Genomic DNA, 16643 nt, shown 5'->3' with positions numbered 1-16643 from the left:
AGAGCCTCTTGGTAAAGAGTATCAAAGTATTGTGCATGTTAAATTCAATTTGGCTCTACTAAATGGTCGTTCTCTCCAAACAAATTTTTTTTTAGCCTCCTGAAGTAAATCAACAGTTATTGTTGCTTTACTGAAGTCATCACACGTATCGAAAATTCCAAGTAGCCGATACGTTTCTTTAATAATTAAATGGAGGTATCCAATTCTCCCTTGAGAGTAATAGTGTAATAATTGAGGATATCCGGTTTCTGGATCACCCAATCCTATAGGCTTTGGAGGTTGAATAGCATCTTCAATTTGAATCAATAATGAGCAAAAGATGTCATTACAAGTATCGAATCGTTGTAGTTTATCTTTACCAAACCTACGTATATACTCATCTTCCATATTACGGAGAGGTTCAATTTTTGGAGTGCCGATACAAACAATACAAATTTGACATTCATTCGTTAAATCTTTTAACATCTCCATGGCTGACTGATTATCAAATGTTTTAGTACGCATGATATAATCCATTTCATCAAAAAATATGAGTTCTGTTTTTTGCTTTTTCAGAAGATATAGTACTCTATCTTTAACATAGTTTATCTTCACATCTCTTCTCAGATTATCTGTGCCAAGCTCGTTGAGAATTTTTACATAAAAATGTAACTGTGTGAAGGGGAACGGCAACTTTACGTACAGGACGGGCTTAATATCAATTTCCTCGTCCTGAGTTTCCAAGGTATAACCCGGGTTACGACGTTTGTATCGCTTGGCAATTTGCGATTTCCCTGTTCCTGAAAGCCCGGTTACAAACAAGCTCCGAGGATCTCTTTCATCCGTATCCTCATCTTCTTCTACCATTGTGTTACACATACGAAGTGAATCAAATTTAGACCAAAGTCGTCTTACTTCTTTGTGTTCCAGATACAATTTTTGAATCCTATTTCGAAACATCTCAACCTCTTCACGACTCATTTCCCTCCCCCTCTTCGCTCCTCAGCTCGCTTAGCCTGCATGAAAAGCTCTTCTTCTATCTTATTTTCTTGCTTTTTTCTTTCTGTTCGTGAAGCTTGCTGTTCTGTATAGGCTGTCACAACCTCTACTTTTATATTTCCCATCTTGGCCATACTTTTTCTAACTGATTTTCGTTTAGTGTAAGCCTCCTCTATTTCCTCTGCAATTTTACTCCAGCCTTTTTTTACTTGTTCCCCTGTTAGAATAGCTCTTAATTTAACTTCACCTTCCTTACGGGCTTTTTTCTGAATTACTTTATAAGTATACTGGTTTATCCCAACAACAGACTCATAAGGCGGTGACTCACAATACAATTCCATAAATTCATTTGTTTTGGGATGTAATAAGTAAATCTTGGATATATCATCGATATCATACTTAACAATATATTTAATTTTACTCGTTCCTATAATGTCTGAACATTTATCTGATTTGTAAATACGATTATTCCAACGTACACCATCCCGAGTGTAGGACTTTTTGTCTGTGAATAGAAAGTCAATTTTGTATCTTTCCTTCTCATCTTCAAATAGAGTGTGCGGGTATCCCATTTCTTGCAAGCTTTCAATATATTTAAGTCTTGGTGTCAAATGGTTACCCAATCCTCTATGAGGTTTAAATGGATATATATCTGTCAAATAATAAATAAGGATTTTACGTAATTGACTTAACGTAAGAAAAGCCTCCTCCTCTGGATCCAGTTCACCACGATCAAAAATATTACTTTTGGTTGTTCCTTCAATATTATGAATTAGCTCTCTGTTTATTGTTCCGAATAAACGTTCAATTACTGCTCCATAATAAGGCAGCCGAACAGGTCGATGCCGAAGTTCACTTTCCAAAGTATCGTTTACTAATCTTTTAATGTCACTACTTTTAAAATCCATTCCATTATCTACATAAATAATATTAGGCACGCCGAAAGCCGCCCATTCTGTTTGTGTTCCAAATTCTTTAATTGTATTTTTAATAAATACACCATGTTGTATAGCCTTTCGAACTACATTTGCGCCTGGACCTTCATGAGATAAATACATGCACCAAGGTTCCCTTGAATGCACACAAATCCCCAAGGTTAACCAGGGCCGATTAATAACTAATCCTGTTGCGTCATCAATAACTTGCATATCTAATTGGGTATGATCGATTTGTATGATATCTAATCTTCCCAGTGCCTCACGATCCGCATAGCCTCGGGCAACATTGTCATAGACCTTTTTTGCCTTTTTGTAATTGCGAAACATCTCTTTTGCTTTCTCATCAATTCTATTTATAATTCCGCATATAGTTATATATTTAATTTCTGGTATCTCTTCTTCCCCGCACATTCTTTCAACTATACGATGAATGGCTGCCTTTGACACTCTCAATTTTGTTAAATAATGTTTTTCAATTGCTTTTTTGAGTATTTCAATTTGTTTATCACTGAGTCTTACAGATAAAGTGTCTAAAATGAGTTCCGAATTTTCCGGGTTACAAATCGTCAGTGTCTTATTGTCTTTTCGTCCGCTCTGTCCCTTTCCTTTATGAGATATTAGTCCAACCAATCCATTATTGTTATCTAATTCTGAAGTTCTAAAATCTCTTAGGTACCTTAAAATCGTAGCCTTCGAGATCCTATGCAACTTGATAATTCGGGGTAGGAGATCTTTTTGTTTAAGTAAATATATATCTTCCTCCTCCTGAAGTAAATTCGGGTATTTATCTTTAAAAAATTGAACCGATTGTATATCCCCTTGCTTAATTTTTTCGAGTAATAGCAGTGGGCGAATAATTTCAAAACGATGACTTACTTCTTCTCTTTTATTTTCTTTCAACTTCTCCAATACGTTATGATTTTGATTAACTTCGTTTCTCCTAGTGATCATTGACTTACCAGGGATAAAAGAAGAATTGGTAACCAATGTCATGTAATCATACTGGATACTTTCTCCGTCAGGTCTTTTCAACCATACGTGGGGAGGGTCAACAGCTACCACTTTGTGGGGCTTCCCATATAATTCACATTCAGAATTTAAAATTAGCCTGCTAATGGACACTACATCATTCCCCCTTGTTTTATTGAGATTAATGACTCCATTTGACTATTTAAAGTAATTAAAGATTCTGTACCTATAAGGAGATTTACATTTACTAAAAAAACCCCTTTAGCAATAAGGTGATATATGAGCGGCTTTATAAAGAGCGGATCCATTACTTCTAAGAAACTATTTGCAAGATGATTTACGGAGACTGGCTCAATACACTGCAACCGATTAATTACTTGCTGGTACCATTCATTATAATATTGGCGTGGTTTTAAAAATCCTGAAAGGAAGTTAATATTTCGAGGTAAAGGCTCTGGAAGTGTCTTAGGAAAAATCACACTATAGTTCCATTCATTTTGGATTGCAATTAATTCACATGCTTCATTGCATCGTTTTGTTTTTTCTAAAAAATTGTCATTAGGGTGTTCTTTAATTTGGTAAAGTAAGGGTTTACTTCCCTCTCTAAAAACTAAAACATCCGGGATGTGAAACCACTCCCTGTTATCCGTTTTCATTAATACTCGTAACGGTTGTGGATAATAACGAACAACTAGCGAGTCTAACTCTAAATAATAGTAAAATAATCTCTCATTTAATGATTCGTACTCCACAACGCGTTGATTTGTGCGACTATAAAAACTTCCAATAAGATGAGGATGTCGATGACTTCCTTTGTTATTTACTTTCCTCTTTGGAAAATAAGCCTCATCTTCTTTTTTCCAATTTTTATTACTCCAATGCATATAATCACTCCATGCTTACAAAATATCATTCACGATAAACGTCCCAGTCATTTCAATCCATATACATACATATAACTAAGAACATTTCGATTACATTGACTTTTACTAACACGTCAAAATTAGATACTGAGATAGATGAAATTCTATCATCTCAATACTATATATCTGTGTATAAGAAAGAGCTCAACCAATGCCTTAAAGGTAAGTATACTGAAAATACTCATTTATAGATATACTATTTTTCCCTTTCAGAAAATTACTCTTTAATGTGAATACTTTATTCTAATTCTGCTAAAATAGAAAAAAAGCCAGTAGTACCAAGCTTTTAAGCTTACCGGCTTTAAAAAAGATATCATTTATACGATATAAAATTCTCATTTATTAATAAAATCGGTCTCATTTATAGACATTACTCACACACTCACATGTATTGCTAAAAATTTAAATCTTGTAAGCCTTCATAGCTTTTCTTAACTCTTTGAACGAAGGACGTTTACCATACATTAAGACACCCGTACGGTAGATCTTGGCGGCCAGCCAACCGAACATCAAAATGGAGGCGACCAGAATACCAAGTGACAGCCAGATTTCCAGCAGGCTCGCCCGTTCCAGACCAATCCGCAACAGCATGACGGTTGGCGAGAAAAATGGGATGTACCCGGCAACCTTTACGAAAATCGTATCAGATGCGGCGATATTGAAGATACCGATATAAAAGGCTGCTAGTGACAGCACGGTAATCGGCATGATCGCCTGTCCCAACTCCTCGGTACGGCTAACAATGGAGCCCACCGCGGCGAACAGTACTGCGTAGAGAAAGTAGCCGAGGATGTAGAATACCAGACCATAACCCAACACCGCGATATTCAGTTGCGACAGATCCAGCCCGGCTGAGCTAAGAATGACATTATTATGCGGCAGCATAAGGTTGGCACATACAGCGGCTGCAAAGACAGCAATTTGCAGCAGGCCGACCAGGAAAATGCCGATAATTTTTCCGAACATCTGGGTCAACGGTGAGACACTTGTGATGAGAATCTCCATGATACGTGAGCTTTTTTCCGATGTCACCTCTGCAGCAATCATATTCCCCGTCATCATGGAGGAGGTGAAGAATAAAATCATCAGTACATAGACCAAACCATAGTTAATCATAGAGGTCTCTTTTTCCTCTGTCCCCACAGCTCCCCCTGCCTCAGACGAACCGTCTACTTCCCTGCTGTCCACTATTACAGGTGTGCTAATCTCACGAATTTGATCACTGGTCAATGCATTGCCGCCCATAATGGCTTTGACCTTAGCTTCCTGAAGTCCCGTCTGCAACAATGTAATTACAGCAGGAGATGGCTCTTTTTCTACAGAGACATATTCCACTTTAGGAAACGTGTCTCCCTTGTCGGTAGGCTCCGTGAACTGTACGTAACCTTGCAGCTCCCCATTTTTCAAGGCTTGCTGCATGGCTGGTGTTTGTACGTTGTCATAACGCTTCCAGATGGCTGCCGGGTTGGATTGCTCCTTGGTGAATTTCTCCAGTTGATTCGCCACTTCTATCCGGCTCCCGGCAATCAGTCCCAAGCGATGATGCTCGGCTGCCGTCGTGCCCGAACCTCCTGTCCCATCTGCTTTAAACAAAGAAATCAAATATGGCAGATTCATACCAAGCGTAATGAGCAAGGCCAGTACCAGCGTTGTAATGATAAAAGATTTGGTTCTCGCCTTCTGACGAAACGTAAAACCGATTACCGTACCCAGTCTATTCATGGGAATCACCCACCTCTCTTATAAAAATCTCGTTCAGCGTAGGTTCCTTGATCTCAAAATGCTCTACATCCGTTTGCTCCAACGCCGTTTGTAATACCAACTTCGCCGCATTCGGCTGCTCAATATGCAGCATCCAGCCGCGATCCATAGGCTCTACACGGCGCACGCCGGGCAGCTGTTCCAGTCCGTTCACTTCACCTGTAGTGATGAGACGAACTTTTTCACGCGGGTAACGGCCCTTAATCTCCTGCACACTTCCCTGCACAACTGTATTTGAGCGATGCAAAATCGTAATATGGCGGCACAGTTCCTCCACATGCTCCATGCGGTGGGTCGAGAATAAAATCGCAGCCCCATCGTCCCGCAGCTCTTTCACCGTATCCTTAAGCAATTCAACGTTTACCGGATCAAGCCCACTAAAGGCCTCATCCAAAATGAGCAGCGTCGGGCGATGCACAACGGCGGCAATAAAGCCCATTTTCTGCTGATTTCCCTTGGATAGCTCCTCAATCCGCTTGTCGTAATATTCGGGCACCCCAAAGCGCTCCAGCCAGTAGCGTAGACTTTTGTCCGCCTCCTTAGCCGACATTCCGCGCAACCTGCCCAAATAGTTAATTTGCTCGCTCACCTTCACCTTGGGGTACAACCCTCGCTCCTCGGGCAAATAGCCCATCGTCCGCTGTAGCTCCTTGCTGTAGGGCTTGCCCTCATATTGAATGTTACCTCCATCAGGGTAAATCAGACCGAGCACCATGCGCATCGTTGTCGTTTTGCCTGCTCCATTGCCTCCCAGTAGTCCGTAAATCTCCCCACCGTTCACATTCAGCGAAATTCCGTTCACCGCCGTGTGGTTCCCATATTGCTTCACGACCTCTTTCAATTCCAGCATGTTCATGATTACTCCGCTCCTTTTTTCTGCGTGTATGTCTCCGCATCTTCTGATAGTTGTCCCGCAGACCAATATACTAAAATATCATCCAGTTCCAAACGCCGCACACGGATGGGGCGGATGCCCGCTTGTTCCAAGATGGCGCTGGTCTCTCCGGCTGCCAACGTTACAATTCGCTGCAATCCGCCTTCGCTCTCCATCTCTACAACACCCGGAAGTTCCGATGCCTCCTCCGGTGTGCCTTCAAACCACATTTCTTTGCTATTTTCGAGCAAATGGTCTTTTTCCAGCTTGCCGAGCAGCCTGCCATCATGCATCAGGACAATATAATCCGCCAAACGCTTAATCTCGTCTATGATATGAGTGGCAATAATGACCGTCGTTTTGCCGTTCTCCATACAATCCCGCAGTTCCTCCAGCATGATTTTCCAGGCAAAAGGGTCTAAACCCGACGAAGGCTCATCCAGCAGCAACAAACGAGGGTGAGGCGCCAAGGCTGCAGCCAGTTCAAACTTACGGCGCTCTCCCTTGGACATGCGCGATAATTTCGTATGCTGAGGAACCTGAAATCGTTCCATCAGACGCTGAAAACGTGTTTCATCCCAGCCGGGATACCACAAGGCTCGAAACGCCGCTGCTGCTTCTGCTGTGAGTCGATCTTCCTCACGGGTCGGCTGCTCTGACATATACCCAACCCATTGTCGTGTATCTGCCGGCATGCCGTCCGGATACGCTTGACCGAACCAACGTATTTCACCGGAATCCGGGTGGATAAGCTGAGTCAGCAGATGAATCAATGTACTTTTGCCCGATCCGTTATGTCCAGCCAAAGCGACTACATATCCCGGTTCAATGGTTAGATTAATCGGTCCAATTTCCCGGTTACCTCGAGTTTTATAGACTTGGCTCATCTCAATAATGGGTGTTTTTATCTGTATCCCCATAGGAACTTCCACATGATGGTTTACATCGTTTTTCACGGGCGTCACTCCTTCACTTGGACTTCATACCTTCTCTTCACCATTTCTGCGAAAAGCTCCAACAATTCCTGTTCTGTCATCTGTACAGCGATGCCTGTGTCAATCGCCGTTTCCAACGCCTCGGTCACTGCTTTAAGGCGGTAACCTGAGCGCTTATCGTCTTCGACCAGAGCTACGAAGGTGCCCATTCCCTGCCGGGTACGAAGCAAGCCTTCGTTCTCCAAATCCTGATAGACCCGCCGGACGGTGATGACGCTGCAGCGGAGCGTCCCTGCGAACTCCCGAATGGAGGGAAGCAGCGTTCCCGCTGCAATCTGTCCGGTTACGATGAGTGAGCGAAGTTGCTTTTCAATCTGCGCATACAGCGGTTCCGCGCTATTCTCATCAATTTGCACTGGTATATTCACCTGCTTCTCCCCCCTTTTTATCTATCTTTGTACACATACCGCTAAGTTAAATCCCGTTTCATAAGCTTACGCTGTGTCACCCTGTAGGACATCCACATACCCAGAGCTCCTGCCAGCAGCGCTCCCCACATCACCGGAGACAACAGCTGCCATTCCTTGCTGTAAAATGCCGTTATCGATACCAGATTGGCCCCACATACTCGAACTATAATCGTAACTATCCCACAAATTAGCATGATGACAATGGATAGCCAAAAGTAGGATTTACCTTTTTTAAGAAATTCCAAATGAATATAAATGGCTTGAATCAGCATTCCGTAGCCTATCCAGGTAAGTGCAAACGATACAAAGAAACCTGTACTGGCATATACCCGAAACGTAGCTGACAACGTAAACAATAGAGTGAAAAATATCACACTATTCACAACAAACGCCAAAAGCGCCTGTTGAATTCGACTCATAATCACCGCATTCATCGGTATAGGCAAGGTGCGGAAAAAGGCTAGCATATGCGTATAGGAATCTTCCTGAAGATATTTAAATGCACGGCGGTTATAAATGTATCCGAGAAACGGAATCAACACCAGCATGATAAAATCGGCTACCGGACTCAAGTTTCCACGTTCATCCCAATGCACACTTACAGCAAAACTCATGGTAAATCCCAAATACGCAATAAACAGCAATGTCCACAGCATAACATATGGATTGTTGCGAAAATCCTGCCGGGTAATCTTCCATGCCTGCTTGATGATTGTCATTTTCTTATCCTGATCCCTTCTGCACTGCCTGTAATGACGACCTCGTTCTCTCTTCATACGAAGTTATTATTAAAGTAATCAGTGTTATTACTGTATATATCTTTATACACAGTATATAAACCATGAATTACAACTGTCAATACCTGAATGTAAATTGTGCGTACAATCACAATAGCTCGTCAGGACCTATGATACTCTGTAAATGATAAACGTTCTCAATCAAGGGGATGAACAAATGGATAAGATACTGCACTGGGATGAACCGATTTTTAACCTTGTTAACCGTTATCCCGAAGTGAAGGACATTATGGTAGAGCTGGGTTTTCATGATATCGCCAAGCCTGGCATGTTACAAACCGCAGGTCGTTTTATGACATTGTCCAAAGGTATTGCATTGAAAAAAGTAGCTATGGAAACCGTGGAACGCACGTTTTTGCAACATGGTTTTACCATTCAAAAATAAAGGAGCTAACGATCATGAGCGAGCTAATTAACAACCGTGAACATACAGCACAGGAATTAACAGAACGTCAACGAACACTGAAGGAAATTATAAAAGAATTACATGCCGGGAAAAGCGTCGAAGAGGTGAAAGCGCGTTTTGCAGAGGCTGTTGGCGGAGTAAGTGTGGCGGAAATTTCAGCTATGGAGCACGCACTGATGACCGAGGAGGGAATTCCCGTATCGGAAGTTCAGCGGCTCTGTTCCGTGCATACTTCGATCTTCAAGGGCTCCATCGAGGATATTCACCGTCCTTCAGGACCGGAGGAACAACCGGGACATCCTGTCCACACATTCAAGCTGGAAAATCGGGAGATCGAACGACTGGTCAACTTTAAGTTGGCATTGCATGCAGAGCAATTTCAAAAGGAGGACAGTCCCAAGGTTATTTACAAGCTGCTTGAGGATTTAAGTCTGCTAATGGATCTCGACAAGCACTACAGTCGTAAAGAAAACTTGGTCTTTCCTTATCTAGAACGCTATGGAATTTTTGGCCCGACCAAAGTCATGTGGGGTGTGGACGACGGCATTCGTGCCGCGATTAAGGAAGCGAAGAGTCTGCTCGCCGAATATAACGGGGATCGTGAACAGATTGGGAAGGCGCTTGCCCATATCATGAGTGAAGTAAATGAAATGATATTCAAGGAAGAGAATATTTTGCTGCCGATGGCACTCAGTAAGCTGACAGAGGATGAATGGCTGAAAATAGCCCGGGAAAGCGAGGAAATTGGATTCTGCCTGACCGCCCCCGAACGCGAATGGATACCCGAACGGGCAGAGGAGCCTGCAGAAGCCCTTGAGCAAACGGAAGGCACATCAGGAACACCGCAAGGCTTCGTGCGATTCGAGACAGGGATTGTATCCGTACAACAATTGGAACTGCTGTTGAACCATCTACCTGTTGACCTGACCTTTATCGATGAAAATGATGTTGTTCGCTATTTTTCCCATGGTAAGGAACGAATCTTCGCGCGCACGAAAGCCGTCATTGGTCGTACCGTACAGAATTGCCACCCACCCCAAAGCGTGCATGTCGTTGAGAAGCTGCTGGAAGATTTTAAGGCAGGCCGCAAGGATGTTGAAGATTTTTGGATTCCAATCAAGGATAAATTTGTCTACATTCGTTATTTTGCCATCCGTGATGCAGAGGGCCGCTATCTGGGAACGTTGGAATTTACGCAAAATATCGCACCCATTCGTGCCTTGGAAGGACAAAAGCGTATTCTATCCGAATAGTATCCAACCGTAAGCCACCATGTTCAGATTTTTGCCACCCAAACTTATAATATGTTGTTCTACTATAAGTTTGGCTCCCAACCTTTCATAAAAGGTACATGCTGGATTATCTGCTAGCACCCATACGATCACAGAGTGAATATCCATACTATTGAAATGTTGAAGCAGACGTAAAAATAGTCTCTTCCCCAAGCCTAAACTATGGTATTCACTCAAAACGTAAATTGCCGTTATTTCTCCCCCATACGGGGGATATTCACCTGACTTTTCCGGACCCCCACTCACAAATCCGATGATTTCCCCCTTCTCATTTTCAGCAACATATACCCGATGACCGTCTTCACTGGATAGATTCCCATTCCACAGTTCTGTTCTTTGCTCATAGGAAATCTGTTCCAGAACCTGGGCGGGCATTATTTCTTTGTACGTCGTCCTCCAGCAATCTACGTGCACCTTGGCGATGCCCTCGGCATCTGATATCGTTGCTTCCCTGATGATCATGTGAGTTCCACTCCTAGTTTCCAATATTATACTTTCCATATACCGACGATCCGAATCTTGATCTATAATAAAAATGTTCACTGCTATTCATTCATTCCTGAAGGATTCGACTTGAATAAAATTGTTTCATTTTATGTACGTTCGTGGCTGTAGCTGTATTGATCATAGGCTGGAGTATCGGGTTGACGCCCGTAGGCAATCTGGTCTTTCAATATGTATTTGGTATGTCCCCGGAATTGATCGAACCTACCAAGAACGTATTTCAGGTTCTTACTTTACTATACATATGGGTAGCTGTCCGTAACATATATCAGGGACTTATTATTAACAAGCACCGAACGGCATGGATGACATTCAGCTCGTCATACGTATTATCGTGATGCTACCAAACCTATCTTTATCGGTAGGCTGTTTTCTGTAGCTTTGCAATTCTCGCGCTTATTCTCTGTATCTGCTTTTTTCCAGGACTGGACGGCAAAGTGGCGGGAATTGTGATGGCTGTTTCCGATGAATGCATCATCCTGAAAAAAACTTACCTAGAGAGCCTTATGCAAAGGACCCGCACATTGACTCCCTATGGCACAACTCGCTTTTACGAGGTCAAAATATAAGGGCCGTTCTTTGTAATCGCAATCGTGTGCTCGTATTGGGCTCCCCAACTGCCGTCTGCTGTGCTGATGGTCCAGCCATCGTCCCCCCAGAGCACGGCCCCCTCGGTTCCTAGCGTAAATACCGGCTCGATGGTAATCACCATCCCTTCGCGCAGGGGTAATCCCGTTTTGGGACGACCGTAGTGCAGAACCTCTGGCGGCTCATGCATTTGGCGGCCAATGCCATGCCCGATCAGAGGCTTGACGTTGCCGAACCGCCGCCAGCCTGCCGCTTTTTCCACAGCATGCCCGATATCCCCCAATGTCCTCCCCGGGCGGGCAACCTCTATACCGCGCATCAGTGCCTTATGGGTCTGCCGCAACAGTCTCGCTACCGGGCGGCTAATGTTACCTACCGCATAGGTCCATCCTCGGTCAGCCAGCCAACCGTCCTTGTTAACCACAATGTCGATGGTCACAATATCCCCATCATGAAGCACCCGCTCCGAGGGAAAACCATGGCACACCACCTCATTGACCGAAGCGCAGGTGGCATAAGGGAAACCTTTATAGCCCTTTTGTTCAGGCGTGGCTCCGCGCTTGTTTAAAAACTGCTCCACCCAAGCGTCGATTTCAAGCGTTGTGATTCCCGGAAGAATACGACTTTCCAGCGTACGATGACAATCTGCTAAAATACGCCCGGCCTCCCTCATGTAGCCGATTTCCTCCGGTGTTCGTATCGCTATCTCTATTGGAATCCGCCTCCTTTGAGCATACAAATACACTAAACCTATCCCATTGTATGCAGGGCAGACACAAAAAAACCGTCTCCTTTGTGGATAGACGGTTTATAAAAGTCGTATTTCTAGTTTTTCGGGTAATCGAACCCTTTAAGATACTGAAGAATTTATGCGACCGAGTTCGTTTTCCACCACCATGGTCAACTCTTCCTCATACCCTCCTGTAATCCGGTATTTTCGCACATATTCCTTTACAAATTTTTTGGGATCCTTAGGCCGGAAAATTCGAGTCATTTCCCGCAGACTTTCCTTTACTTCATTGTGACCTTTCGTTGCCATGTAACTCCCTCCCAAAACGTTGAAAATAAGTGCTCCGTTGAAGAGAATGCCGAAAAGTATTGATGTCCTTATGCAGTGAAGTAGTATGTCTAATTGCAGCTTAGGTCGGGAACGCCTTAGGCAGGCATGTACCTGACACTTGTATTAACCGATTTTCTTTTGGCTGAATCACTACCCCATTATAACATATTCAGATACAGCTTTCAGCTTTCCAGTAAATTTACATTGATTTTACCTATCTTTTACGCATCATGTCATTTGGGGTACTACATCAGCTGTTGCACAGAGGGTATACCTTATTTATCGGTTTTTGGAGTGTATGTGTTTGGGGTAAAATAAATAAACATAACAAGGAGGGAAAAGGATGAGCCGCTATGCTCCGCTGTTCACTGCACCTGTTGCCCGTATGTCTGCCCTGAACATAGGAACTTGTGAAGAGGAGGGCATCAATGCCTCCTTACTTGATCAGGCAGACCGTGAAGTTCAAGCCAAGTTTCCTAAAATGCACAGCTTCCTGCTGCTGCGCCACGGTAAACTGATCTGGGAACGCTATTACAACGGTCATGAAGCAAGCTCTCTGAACGATTTGCGATCCGCGACCAAAAGCTTCACTTCCACGCTCATCGGCATAGCTATGGCTCGCGGTGATATGCCCGGGCCAGAGACGGCTGTACATAAGCTGTTGCCTGAGTATTTACCTAGGCGGAAGGAAACACTGCTAGAGCAGATTACGATTCGCCATCTGTTGACCATGACATCTGGCTTGTATTGGCAGACAGGCAAAAAGCTCGGAGAAGCTTTTATCCACCGTTTTCATCGCAGCAAAAGCTGGCCGTCCTTTGCCCTGCGCTTACCTGTACAGGAGGATCAACTCGGTGTATTCCAATATCGCAGTGTTGATTCGCACTTGTTGTCCGTGCTACTGACCCATTGTTGTGGGATTGACGCCTATACGTACGCTCTCCAGCATCTGTTCGAACCCTTAGGTTTTGGGAGAAGTGGTTGGGCACAAGATCCAGAGGGCTACACCATGGGACATATCGGGCTATATCTGACATCGCGTGACATGGCTAAATTCGGCGACTGCTGCCTTCATCAAGGCAGCTGGAACGGAAAAGAATTGATACCGGCCGATTGGCTGCATCAGGCGACACAGCGACAGGTCGAAGGCTATCCAGAATTCGGGGATTACGGATTCCAATGGTGGACAGGACGACTCCACGGCATCAACTACGCGTGTGCACACGGACATGGAGGACAGCAAATTTATCTTGTGCCAGAAGCGAACGCAGTCGCGGTATTTACAGCAGACAGCAAGGTGAGCCGTTGGAAAAGTCCGCGAACACTGCTGGAGCGTTACGTTTTGCCAGCCGTATCCTCCCTCAACTTGGAACGTTCCTGAAATGAGCTTCAATGTGCTTATTGAATATAGGGGGCTAAACAATCATGGAAGTCTTACCACCAAAAATTCTAATATTGTACGCCAGTTACGGGGAAGGCCATGTACAGGCCGCCCGGGCAATTAAGGACAGTTTGCGAAGACTCGGACACTGCGAGGTACGACTACTTGACCTAATGGCTGAATCTCATCCCTGGTTGAACAGTCTGACCAAATTTGTATATATGCAAAGCTTCAAAACCATTCCACAGCTTTACGGATGGGTCTATAACATCACGCGCGGTATGCAGGCTACATCGGCCTTCGGCCATGTGTTGCATTCATTCGGAATGCGTCAACTTACGCTCACACTGAAAAAGGAGTTGCCCGACCTCGTAGTACATACATTCCCGCAGCTCGCGCTTCCGGCGTTACGTCGCAAAATGGGAATGCATTTGCCGATTGTCAACGTGGTTACGGATTTCGATCTGCATGGGCGCTGGCTGCATCCCGATATTGACCGCTACTATGTAGCCACTGAGGATATGCAGCAGGAAGCTGCCCAGCGGGGAATACCGATCGAACGCATTGCCGCGACGGGCATTCCGATCCACGCTTCTTTTTATAACATGTCTGCCGACGAAGCGCCTGTTCAAGAACAGCTAATCCCACCCCTACAGGCTGAGACTACTACGCTACTCATTATGGCTGGCGCCTATGGTGTGCTATCCGGCATAATGGATATCTGTCAGCAATTAAGCCAGCTTCCTCAGTTGCGGCTACTCATCGTCTGCGGTCGTAACCAGCAACTGAAGGCAGAATTGGATGCGCTGTATGCAGACTACCCGGACATTTACACCTATGGATTCGTGGACTTTGTTCCAGCACTTATGCGTGCGAGCAATCTGGTGATTACGAAGCCGGGCGGCATTACACTCTCAGAAAGCATTGCATCCGGTTTGCCTATTCTTGTGTTCAAGCCCGTACCCGGTCAGGAGCTAAATAATGCTCTATATTTGCAGCAAAAAGGAGCTGCTCGGATTGCTCGCACTACGGAGGAGCTGATTCAGCATTGTCTCGACCTGATTTCCATCCCCTCTCTTGCTGGAGAGATGACGCAGGCGATTAAGCTACTTCGCAAACCTCATCCCGCAGACCAAATTGCCGAGGATATTTTGCATCAGCTTGTGGATAAAAGAACCTCCGTCCGGACAAATTAACGGAGAATAAGCCAGACGGAGGGGATACCAATGGAACGCAAAGGAAAGGATTTACTCCCACTAACGGGTGATAAGGTAGAAGTGGACGGTGTTTATATTGATGAGGATGGACATGAGCAGCATTTGCACAGAGGCCAGCATTTTCCCGCTGATGTAGTTTTGGGTACTTCCGAGTGGAAAATGACCGAATATGCCTTTGATAACCATCACGAGGGACGTACCGATGAACGACTTATCCCCAAAGAGGATGACAAGAATAAAATGGGTAAAATCACACATCCACGCCGCCATTTAAAAACTGGTGACCGATAATTACGAAAGTATATCCACAATTACACCCAATATGTTGATAGTTTGTGGACAAACTGTGTGCAAAGTATAAATTATCGTAATATTATCTACAGACTGTGCACAACTTGTGTATAAATAATGTTATTTCTGTGGATAAACATTAATATGTGGTGGATAAAGTGTATACAACATGTGCAAAACATGTGCATAACCGTTTAAAAGGCTGAACGAATTCTTTTCGTTCAGCCTTTTTCGTATTTTTATACACATTCTCTAATTCATTTTTTTACCGAGATCGGGTATGTTCGAACGAAAAATCGCTCCCGGAACGATGAGTTGCCCAAAAAGGACTCTATCCCATTAACGGAGACTCATCGAAAATTCGCAAATAGCGCATAGAGGAGTGTAAAATGGAAACGAGGACGAACAGAGTCAAAAGAGGAATTACCGAAATGTAATAAGGCGTAGTCATCATAGAAATTCTCGCTTCAGGCGGGCGAACATATGCAGGAACGCGGTATATAGAAGCATCTAGCAAAACTCGTTGACCAAAATTTGGAGTAGGGGTGATCCGAATGGCATCTATTAAAATCCTTTCACTTAATGTCGGCATGCCCAAGCAGATCCAGTTTAATCAGAAGAACGTTTCTACGGGGATATTCAAGTCGGCCACAGATGAATATTTGTATTTATCTTATCTAAACTTCGAAGGGGATGGGCAGGGCGATCTAGTTCATCACGGGGGTAAAGAGAAAGCTGTATGCGTCTATCCCTACGAGCACTATCCGTTCTGGGAAAATGAATTACGGAGACCGCTCGATTACGGCGCGTTCGGGGAAAATTTAACGATAAAGGGTTTGCTAGAATCCGACGTTTGCATTGGAGACGTCTTTAAGCTTGGCAAAGCTATCGTTCAAGTTAGCCAACCGAGACAGCCTTGCTACAAGTTGTCCATCAAGTACGGCGTACCGGACATGCCCTTGAAGGTACAGCAAACAGGCCACACGGGATTCTACTTCCGCGTTCTAGAAGAGGGAGTTGCCTCTAAAGCCGACGGACTATCCCTCCTTCATCGCCATCCGAAAGCAATTACGGTTTCATTTGCCAATCGAATTATGCATCAAGAGAAGAATCATATCGAGGGTATTAAGCAAATTCTTGAAGTTGAAGAATTGTCCTTAAACTGGAGAAATACGTTTCTAAAACGTTTGGCGGGAACCGAAACGGATTCTCGGGAAAGACTATCAGGCAATTCGTAAGGTGGAAGTGGTTCAATGAGT

The 16643-nt window shown here is 44.1% G+C and carries 18 protein-coding genes; 7 read left to right on the top strand and 11 right to left on the bottom strand.

Annotated elements, in window-relative coordinates:
• Positions 1 to 21 precede the first annotated feature (21 nt).
• The 8 genes from ACWA2B_RS08395 to ACWA2B_RS08360 form a co-directional block, all read right to left on the bottom strand.
• Positions 22 to 960 (bottom strand): TniB family NTP-binding protein, encoded by a 939-nt coding sequence (locus ACWA2B_RS08395; RefSeq protein ID WP_449291900.1) that lies wholly within the window; start codon positions 958 to 960, stop codon positions 22 to 24.
• Positions 957 to 3038: a Mu transposase C-terminal domain-containing protein gene (locus ACWA2B_RS08390; RefSeq protein ID WP_449291899.1), complete on the bottom strand. Its 2082-nt coding sequence runs from the start codon at positions 3036 to 3038 to the stop codon at positions 957 to 959. Before ACWA2B_RS08390 ends, ACWA2B_RS08395 begins: the two co-directional genes overlap by 4 nt.
• The gene (locus tag ACWA2B_RS08385; RefSeq protein WP_449291898.1) at positions 3038 to 3769 is read right to left on the bottom strand and encodes a hypothetical protein; all 732 of its coding nucleotides are present in this window, start codon (positions 3767 to 3769) and stop codon (positions 3038 to 3040) included. Before ACWA2B_RS08385 ends, ACWA2B_RS08390 begins: the two co-directional genes overlap by 1 nt.
• A 441-nt stretch (positions 3770 to 4210) precedes the next feature.
• On the bottom strand, positions 4211 to 5530 hold the full coding sequence (locus tag ACWA2B_RS08380; RefSeq protein WP_029515931.1) for an ABC transporter permease: 1320 nt from the start codon (positions 5528 to 5530) through the stop codon (positions 4211 to 4213).
• Complete coding sequence (locus tag ACWA2B_RS08375) at positions 5523 to 6425, bottom strand: ABC transporter ATP-binding protein (protein ID WP_029515932.1); 903 nt, start codon at positions 6423 to 6425, stop codon at positions 5523 to 5525. The genes ACWA2B_RS08380 and ACWA2B_RS08375 overlap by 8 nt, the downstream gene beginning before the upstream one ends.
• A 2-nt stretch (positions 6426 to 6427) precedes the next feature.
• The gene (locus ACWA2B_RS08370; protein ID WP_069010966.1) at positions 6428 to 7363 is read right to left on the bottom strand and encodes an ATP-binding cassette domain-containing protein; all 936 of its coding nucleotides are present in this window, start codon (positions 7361 to 7363) and stop codon (positions 6428 to 6430) included.
• A 41-nt stretch (positions 7364 to 7404) separates the two neighbouring features.
• Complete coding sequence (locus tag ACWA2B_RS08365) at positions 7405 to 7806, bottom strand: GntR family transcriptional regulator (RefSeq protein WP_029515934.1); 402 nt, start codon at positions 7804 to 7806, stop codon at positions 7405 to 7407.
• A gap of 41 nt (positions 7807 to 7847) precedes the next feature.
• On the bottom strand, positions 7848 to 8567 hold the full coding sequence (locus ACWA2B_RS08360; RefSeq protein WP_029515935.1) for a hypothetical protein: 720 nt from the start codon (positions 8565 to 8567) through the stop codon (positions 7848 to 7850).
• 235 nt (positions 8568 to 8802) lie between these two features.
• On the opposite strand from ACWA2B_RS08360, the gene ACWA2B_RS08355 reads away from it, so the two are divergent.
• Together ACWA2B_RS08355 and ACWA2B_RS08350 are read left to right on the top strand one after the other, a co-directional pair.
• Positions 8803 to 9030, top strand: coding sequence for a DUF1858 domain-containing protein (locus ACWA2B_RS08355; protein WP_029515936.1), 228 nt, complete (start codon positions 8803 to 8805; stop codon positions 9028 to 9030).
• 14 nt (positions 9031 to 9044) lie between these two features.
• Positions 9045 to 10304 carry a DUF438 domain-containing protein gene (locus tag ACWA2B_RS08350; protein ID WP_029515937.1) on the top strand — a complete coding sequence of 420 codons (1260 nt, stop codon included), beginning with the start codon at positions 9045 to 9047 and terminating at the stop codon, positions 10302 to 10304.
• Here ACWA2B_RS08350 and ACWA2B_RS08345 read toward each other — a convergent pair.
• A complete protein-coding gene (locus tag ACWA2B_RS08345) occupies positions 10293 to 10805 on the bottom strand; it encodes a GNAT family N-acetyltransferase (protein ID WP_340931274.1) in 513 nt (170 codons plus the stop codon). The genes ACWA2B_RS08350 and ACWA2B_RS08345 overlap by 12 nt on opposite strands.
• A 143-nt stretch (positions 10806 to 10948) precedes the next feature.
• On the opposite strand from ACWA2B_RS08345, the gene ACWA2B_RS08340 reads away from it, so the two are divergent.
• The gene (locus tag ACWA2B_RS08340) at positions 10949 to 11185 is read left to right on the top strand and encodes a hypothetical protein (RefSeq protein WP_141695467.1); all 237 of its coding nucleotides are present in this window, start codon (positions 10949 to 10951) and stop codon (positions 11183 to 11185) included.
• Positions 11186 to 11397: 212 nt separating this feature from the next.
• Here ACWA2B_RS08340 and map read toward each other — a convergent pair whose 3' ends face one another.
• Together map and ACWA2B_RS08330 are read right to left on the bottom strand one after the other, a co-directional pair.
• Positions 11398 to 12180, bottom strand: a complete 783-nt coding sequence (gene map / locus ACWA2B_RS08335) for a type I methionyl aminopeptidase (RefSeq protein WP_080658580.1) — start codon at positions 12178 to 12180, stop codon at positions 11398 to 11400.
• Between the two features lie 105 nt (positions 12181 to 12285).
• Positions 12286 to 12474, bottom strand: a complete 189-nt coding sequence (locus ACWA2B_RS08330; RefSeq protein ID WP_007428354.1) for a hypothetical protein — start codon at positions 12472 to 12474, stop codon at positions 12286 to 12288.
• Between the two features lie 364 nt (positions 12475 to 12838).
• Here ACWA2B_RS08330 and ACWA2B_RS08325 point away from each other — a divergent pair, with 364 nt between their 5' ends.
• The 4 genes from ACWA2B_RS08325 (at position 12839) to ACWA2B_RS08310 (ending at position 16622) form a co-directional block, all read left to right on the top strand.
• A complete protein-coding gene (locus ACWA2B_RS08325; RefSeq protein ID WP_341071606.1) occupies positions 12839 to 13876 on the top strand; it encodes a serine hydrolase domain-containing protein in 1038 nt (345 codons plus the stop codon).
• Between the two features lie 44 nt (positions 13877 to 13920).
• Positions 13921 to 15072 carry an MGDG synthase family glycosyltransferase gene (locus ACWA2B_RS08320; RefSeq protein ID WP_029515941.1) on the top strand — a complete coding sequence of 384 codons (1152 nt, stop codon included), beginning with the start codon at positions 13921 to 13923 and terminating at the stop codon, positions 15070 to 15072.
• Positions 15073 to 15102: 30 nt separating this feature from the next.
• Positions 15103 to 15384, top strand: a complete 282-nt coding sequence (locus ACWA2B_RS08315) for a hypothetical protein (RefSeq protein WP_029515942.1) — start codon at positions 15103 to 15105, stop codon at positions 15382 to 15384.
• Between the two features lie 554 nt (positions 15385 to 15938).
• Entirely contained in the window at positions 15939 to 16622 is a 684-nt protein-coding gene (locus ACWA2B_RS08310) for an MOSC domain-containing protein (RefSeq protein ID WP_029515943.1), read from the top strand.
• The last annotated feature ends 21 nt before the right edge of the window (positions 16623 to 16643 follow it).

This window comes from Paenibacillus sp. CMM36, assembly GCF_053570945.1.
This window is presented reverse-complemented; position numbering and strand designations above follow the sequence as displayed.

What these genes read in the sequence shown, in the direction of transcription:
- ACWA2B_RS08395 (WP_449291900.1), bottom strand. Translation starts at nt 960, where the DNA reads ATGAGTCGTGAAGAGGTTGAGATGTTTCGAAATAGGATTCAAAAATTG.
- ACWA2B_RS08385 (WP_449291898.1), bottom strand. Translation starts at nt 3,769, where the DNA reads ATGCATTGGAGTAATAAAAATTGGAAAAAAGAAGATGAGGCTTATTTT.
- ACWA2B_RS08380 (WP_029515931.1), bottom strand. Translation starts at nt 5,530, where the DNA reads ATGAATAGACTGGGTACGGTAATCGGTTTTACGTTTCGTCAGAAGGCG.
- ACWA2B_RS08375 (WP_029515932.1), bottom strand. Translation starts at nt 6,425, where the DNA reads ATGAACATGCTGGAATTGAAAGAGGTCGTGAAGCAATATGGGAACCAC.
- ACWA2B_RS08370 (WP_069010966.1), bottom strand. Translation starts at nt 7,363, where the DNA reads ATGGGGATACAGATAAAAACACCCATTATTGAGATGAGCCAAGTCTAT.
- ACWA2B_RS08360 (WP_029515935.1), bottom strand. Translation starts at nt 8,567, where the DNA reads ATGACAATCATCAAGCAGGCATGGAAGATTACCCGGCAGGATTTTCGC.
- ACWA2B_RS08355 (WP_029515936.1), top strand. Translation starts at nt 8,803, where the DNA reads ATGGATAAGATACTGCACTGGGATGAACCGATTTTTAACCTTGTTAAC.
- ACWA2B_RS08350 (WP_029515937.1), top strand. Translation starts at nt 9,045, where the DNA reads ATGAGCGAGCTAATTAACAACCGTGAACATACAGCACAGGAATTAACA.
- ACWA2B_RS08345 (WP_340931274.1), bottom strand. Translation starts at nt 10,805, where the DNA reads ATGATCATCAGGGAAGCAACGATATCAGATGCCGAGGGCATCGCCAAG.
- ACWA2B_RS08330 (WP_007428354.1), bottom strand. Translation starts at nt 12,474, where the DNA reads ATGGCAACGAAAGGTCACAATGAAGTAAAGGAAAGTCTGCGGGAAATG.
- ACWA2B_RS08325 (WP_341071606.1), top strand. Translation starts at nt 12,839, where the DNA reads ATGAGCCGCTATGCTCCGCTGTTCACTGCACCTGTTGCCCGTATGTCT.
- ACWA2B_RS08320 (WP_029515941.1), top strand. Translation starts at nt 13,921, where the DNA reads ATGGAAGTCTTACCACCAAAAATTCTAATATTGTACGCCAGTTACGGG.
- ACWA2B_RS08315 (WP_029515942.1), top strand. Translation starts at nt 15,103, where the DNA reads ATGGAACGCAAAGGAAAGGATTTACTCCCACTAACGGGTGATAAGGTA.
- ACWA2B_RS08310 (WP_029515943.1), top strand. Translation starts at nt 15,939, where the DNA reads ATGGCATCTATTAAAATCCTTTCACTTAATGTCGGCATGCCCAAGCAG.